This is a genomic window from Nocardia sp. NPDC050713 (assembly GCF_040654315.1).
Classification (GTDB): Bacteria; Actinomycetota; Actinomycetes; order Mycobacteriales; family Mycobacteriaceae; genus Nocardia.
This window is the reverse complement of record NZ_JBFAHS010000001.1, coordinates 355,562-359,463: the sequence shown is the minus strand read 5'-3', so window position 1 is coordinate 359,463 and position 3,902 is coordinate 355,562. Positions and strand designations below refer to the sequence as shown.

Here is a 3,902-nt window from a genome sequence, read left to right as displayed (position 1 = left end):
CCAGCACGCTGTGCCGAGAGCGGAAAGCGGTCCCCCTACGCCTGTTCCAGACAGTGGATCGCGGTAGTGGTCAGAGACCCGGGGGGCCCGTTTCCCAGCGGTACCCGTAGCCGCGGATGGTGGTGATGAGGTTGGGGCGCCCAAGTTTGGCGCGCAGCGCGGCCATGTGGACATCGAGGGCGCGGGAGATGGCGGCGAACGCGTCGCCCCAGATGCGGTCCATGAGTTGCTGGCGGCTGACGGCGGCGCCCGGGCGTTCCACGAGGACGCGCACCAATTCGAATTCCTTCTGGGTGAGCGTGATCGGGGCGCCCGCGACCTCGACGGTGCGCGCTTGCAGGTCGACGCGAACATCGCCGGTCACCACCACCTGAGCGGGGGCGGTGGGGGTACCGGCGCGGCGGGTGACGGTTTCCAGGCGCGCCACCAGTTCGCCGACGCGCGGCGGCTTCGTCAGATAGTCGTCGGCTCCGGCGCGCAGCCCGCGGATGACGGCGCGTTCACCGCTGCGCGCGGTGAGGATCAGCACCGGCACCGAGCTGACTTCGCGGAGTTTGCGCAAGACGTCCAGGCCGTCCATATCGGGCAGGCCCAGGTCCAGGATGACGGCGTCGTAGCGGTCGTGGGTGAGCAGCAGGTCGGAGCCGCGCCGCAGATGGTCGGCTTGATAGTCCTTGGCGCGCAGCGCCGCGACCAGGGCGTCGCCGACTCCGGGGTCATCTTCGACTATCGCAAGTCTCACGCACAGATCCTCGCAAATCGCAGGTTCCGCCCGCAGGGATATCGGGTGGCGGGGGACTGGCATGCTCGAGACCTTGACACGTTCTTAGGGAAGTCGTCGCCCATGAGCGAGACGAAAACTCAGGAGGTGCGCCAGAATTCCTTCCCAGCTGCTTCCTTCGGGTCGCTTTTCGACGGCCTGTGCCAGGATGAAGGACAGCAAGTCGGCTCTAGCCTGTAACCGGACGCCCCTCGGGATTCCGGTTACCGGTGCGTGAACGAGGAGATAGCTGCACCGTGACCAGCCCACAAGGCCCGAACGACGAGGCCCGCGACGACCAGGTCCCCGGCGATCAGCAGCCGAATCTCACACCCGAGCAGCGCGCCGACGAAGAGTTCCGCCAGGAGTTCCAGCAGGCGTTCGAAGAGAGCAGCGACGAACCCGATGTGGAGTTCTCGCTGGGTGATTCCGACCCGGAGCCGGAGCCCGAGACCGTGGACCCGGCCGAGCAGGCCCGCGAGATCGGCCACAATCTGGCCCGCGAACTGGCCACCGGCGGCCCGCAGGGCTGGTCCAAGCTGGACGCGGTGTTCGCTTTCACCGCGGTCGCCGAGGTCGCGCAGATCGTGTTCAGCGACGATCAGGAGCGTTCGGTCCGCGTCCAGCCGTCGGAGGCGGTGTTGGAGCTGGTGCGCAGGCACCGCGAGGTGTCCGCCGCCATGGGCGACGGCCCGTGGTGGCGGCTGCTGTTGCAGCTGACTCCGGCCGGTCGGCTGGATATCGACTACGACTACGGTGACGAGCCGTTCCCGGACGATCACCTGTTCCCGGCCGAGGTGTACCGGGCCGACCTGGAAGCCAATCCGCGGGACAGGCTGCCGGTGTGGCTGGCCGCGTACGTGAATCACGGCAACCGCCAGTCCCGCACCCCGGCCGAGGCCGCCGTCTTGGCGCGCGCGGATCGGGAAGCCGGTGTGCGCGGGACGATCTCGGAGCGCGATTTCCCGGCGCTGCCCACGCTGTGGGCCCGCTGGGCGCTGCTGGCGGCCGCGTTCGTCGCCGTCGGTTCCGAGTGGGGGCCGCGTATTCTGCCCGCGCTCGGCTGGTTCGAAGGCGCCAAGCGGGGCGGCTCGACGCTGTACATGCTGCCCGGTGGCCGGGCCGTGCTCTCCGGTGGTGTCTGGAACGCGCCCGCCTTGGACGCGGCATACAACCAGGGCGCGCAGCTGCCCGCGTACTACGCCGGTGCTCCGGCCTGGGTGGCGAACCCGGTGCTGAATCCGCGGGCCGCCAGTGGTTTGCTGTCGTTCTGCTACTGGTGGGAGGGCGGTCGCTGGTACCGCGCCGACTCGCCGACGGCCGATCAGCTCGCCGAGGCCGTGCCCGGTATCTGGACCGCGCAGACGGTGACCAACGTGATCGCCGGCCTGGTCGCCGCCGAGCCCACCGACGGCCAGGTCGCCGCCGTGGCCACGCTGGTCTCGGCCGCGGAAGCCGGTGTGGTGACCAGAGATACGCTGATCAGCGTCTTCGGTGACGAGGGCGGCTACGACATCGACAGCGCCTTCTACCAGCTCACCATGGCCGGCGTGGCCACCACGCTGCCGGATCCGATGCCCGAGGACGAGGCCATCGACCAGGTGCGCCGCTACATCCTCGACCGCGATCTCGACACCACCGGCTATCCGCTGGATCAGCTGCGCGCCGACCGCATCAGCTGCGGCTGGATGGTCTACGTGCCGACCGCGCCGGGCGAGATCGCCATCGGACGTGCACTGTTCTACATCGCCGATGACGGTGTGCTGGAACAATCCTCGTCCTCGATCGCACCCTCGCGCTACATCGCGGAGTTCGAGCAGCGCTTCCAGGAGCGCAACGGGATGGTCGACGCCTGACCTGATTGCCCGCCCATTGCGGGTTAACAACAGGGAACGGATCGATGGCGAATTCCTAACGGGTTCTTTAGCTTCTCCCGCCGGTGAATCGTCCCGCAGCGTCGGCCGAGGTGCCAGAATGGTCGGAAAGATCTGCGTATCAGCCGCTTTGTGGCTGGTACGGGCGTTGTGAGAAGAGAGGTGCCACGTGGACGTCGAGAGTTTTGTGGAAAAGCAGCGCATCGCGGGCACCGACACCGGCAAGGTCCGCGACCGCATGGACGGCCTCGCGGATCGAGTGCAGGCGCAGCTGGATTCGCTGATCTCGATCGTCAGTTCCGACCCGGTCTTCGGCAAGAAGTTCATGGATGATCCGAAGGGTCTGAAATACCAGCTCGAGGGCGCTGTCGAGGGCACACGGACCATGGCGAAGTCCTGGGGCAAGCTGTCCGACGGCCAGTTCCAGAACGCGACGAACGCCGAACGCGAGGAGCAGAAGCGTCGAGAGCAGTTCGAGAACATCTGATCCGACCGGTTGCTGGTAGTTGGCGGGCGGTCCACTCGGGCCGCCATGAGAGTTTGTGGAGTGGGTGAGAACTAGATGGCCAGACGCGATGCCGAGATCGCCGATGTGATGGACGAATTCCGCAGCCGCATCCGCGAGATCGCCGAGATGCAGCAGCAGCGCGTCAAGCTCACCGCCACGGCGAGCACCAGGGACCGGCAGATCTCGGTGACGGTGAACGCGAACGGGGTGGTCATCCAAACCAAATTCGGCAGCGGCATCGACGAATACAGCTACGAGGACATCGCCAAAGCCATCACTCGGCTGGCTCAGCAGGCCGCCCAGGATGTGTTCGATCAGAGCAAGCGAGTGATGGCCCCCTTGGCGGAGGAGCGAGCGCGGCTGCCCAAGCTCTCCGACGTGATCCCGGGAATGCCCGACTTCCAGAGCGAGATCCCCACGGAACCCCCGGTTTCCGTCGCGCCGCCAGGCGACGCCGAGCGCGAGGAAACGGAGATGGTCTTCACCGATGTGGAGACCATCGAGGACAAGCCCGAAACCGGAAAGGGCGTCACCGACTCGGTTTGGTGACGTGCGCGCGGTTTAGATGGGTTACTGGCATATTCCCGACGAGTTCGCCTGGGTCGGGTGGGTGGCGGGTGCGGAGATCACCCACATCGATCCCAATGATCTGGACGGGATCTCGGATGTGCTGCGAGAGGTCGGTCGGGAGATCCTCGAGCACGCCATCGCAGAAGCCGATACCGCCAGCCAATCGGTCCGCGTGTCCTACCCGCTGGGC

5 protein-coding genes (1 of these 5 cut by a window edge) are annotated in these 3,902 nt (G+C 66.9%); 4 read left to right on the top strand and 1 reads right to left on the bottom strand.

Annotation, left to right across the window (positions count from 1 at the left end):
* Nucleotides 1-70: 70 nt before the first annotated feature.
* Nucleotides 71-742 (bottom strand): response regulator transcription factor, encoded by a 672-nt coding sequence (locus AB0H49_RS01345; protein WP_355000137.1) that lies wholly within the window; start codon nt 740-742, stop codon nt 71-73.
* A gap of 275 nt (nt 743-1,017) precedes the next feature.
* Between AB0H49_RS01345 and AB0H49_RS01340 the strand changes: the two genes are divergently transcribed.
* From AB0H49_RS01340 to AB0H49_RS01325, 4 genes are all read left to right on the top strand, one after another.
* Nucleotides 1,018-2,616: a hypothetical protein gene (locus AB0H49_RS01340; protein ID WP_357245883.1), complete on the top strand. Its 1,599-nt coding sequence runs from the start codon at nt 1,018-1,020 to the stop codon at nt 2,614-2,616.
* 187 nt (nt 2,617-2,803) lie between these two features.
* Nucleotides 2,804-3,121 (top strand): hypothetical protein, encoded by a 318-nt coding sequence (locus AB0H49_RS01335; protein WP_355000135.1) that lies wholly within the window; start codon nt 2,804-2,806, stop codon nt 3,119-3,121.
* 75 nt (nt 3,122-3,196) lie between these two features.
* Nucleotides 3,197-3,691, top strand: coding sequence for a YbaB/EbfC family nucleoid-associated protein (locus AB0H49_RS01330; protein ID WP_355000134.1), 495 nt, complete (start codon nt 3,197-3,199; stop codon nt 3,689-3,691).
* Nucleotides 3,692-3,707: 16 nt separating this feature from the next.
* A protein-coding gene (locus AB0H49_RS01325; protein WP_357245879.1) for a sigma factor-like helix-turn-helix DNA-binding protein crosses the window boundary here: on the top strand, nt 3,708-3,902 show its 5' portion. Its footprint extends 43,398 nt past the window's final position; only the first 195 of its 43,593 coding nucleotides appear in the window; its start codon is at nt 3,708-3,710; its stop codon lies beyond the right edge, outside the window.

Excerpts from the sequence above, each read along its gene's own strand:
- AB0H49_RS01330 (WP_355000134.1), top strand. The coding sequence starts at position 3,197 with ATGGCCAGACGCGATGCCGAGATCGCCGATGTGATGGACGAATTCCGC.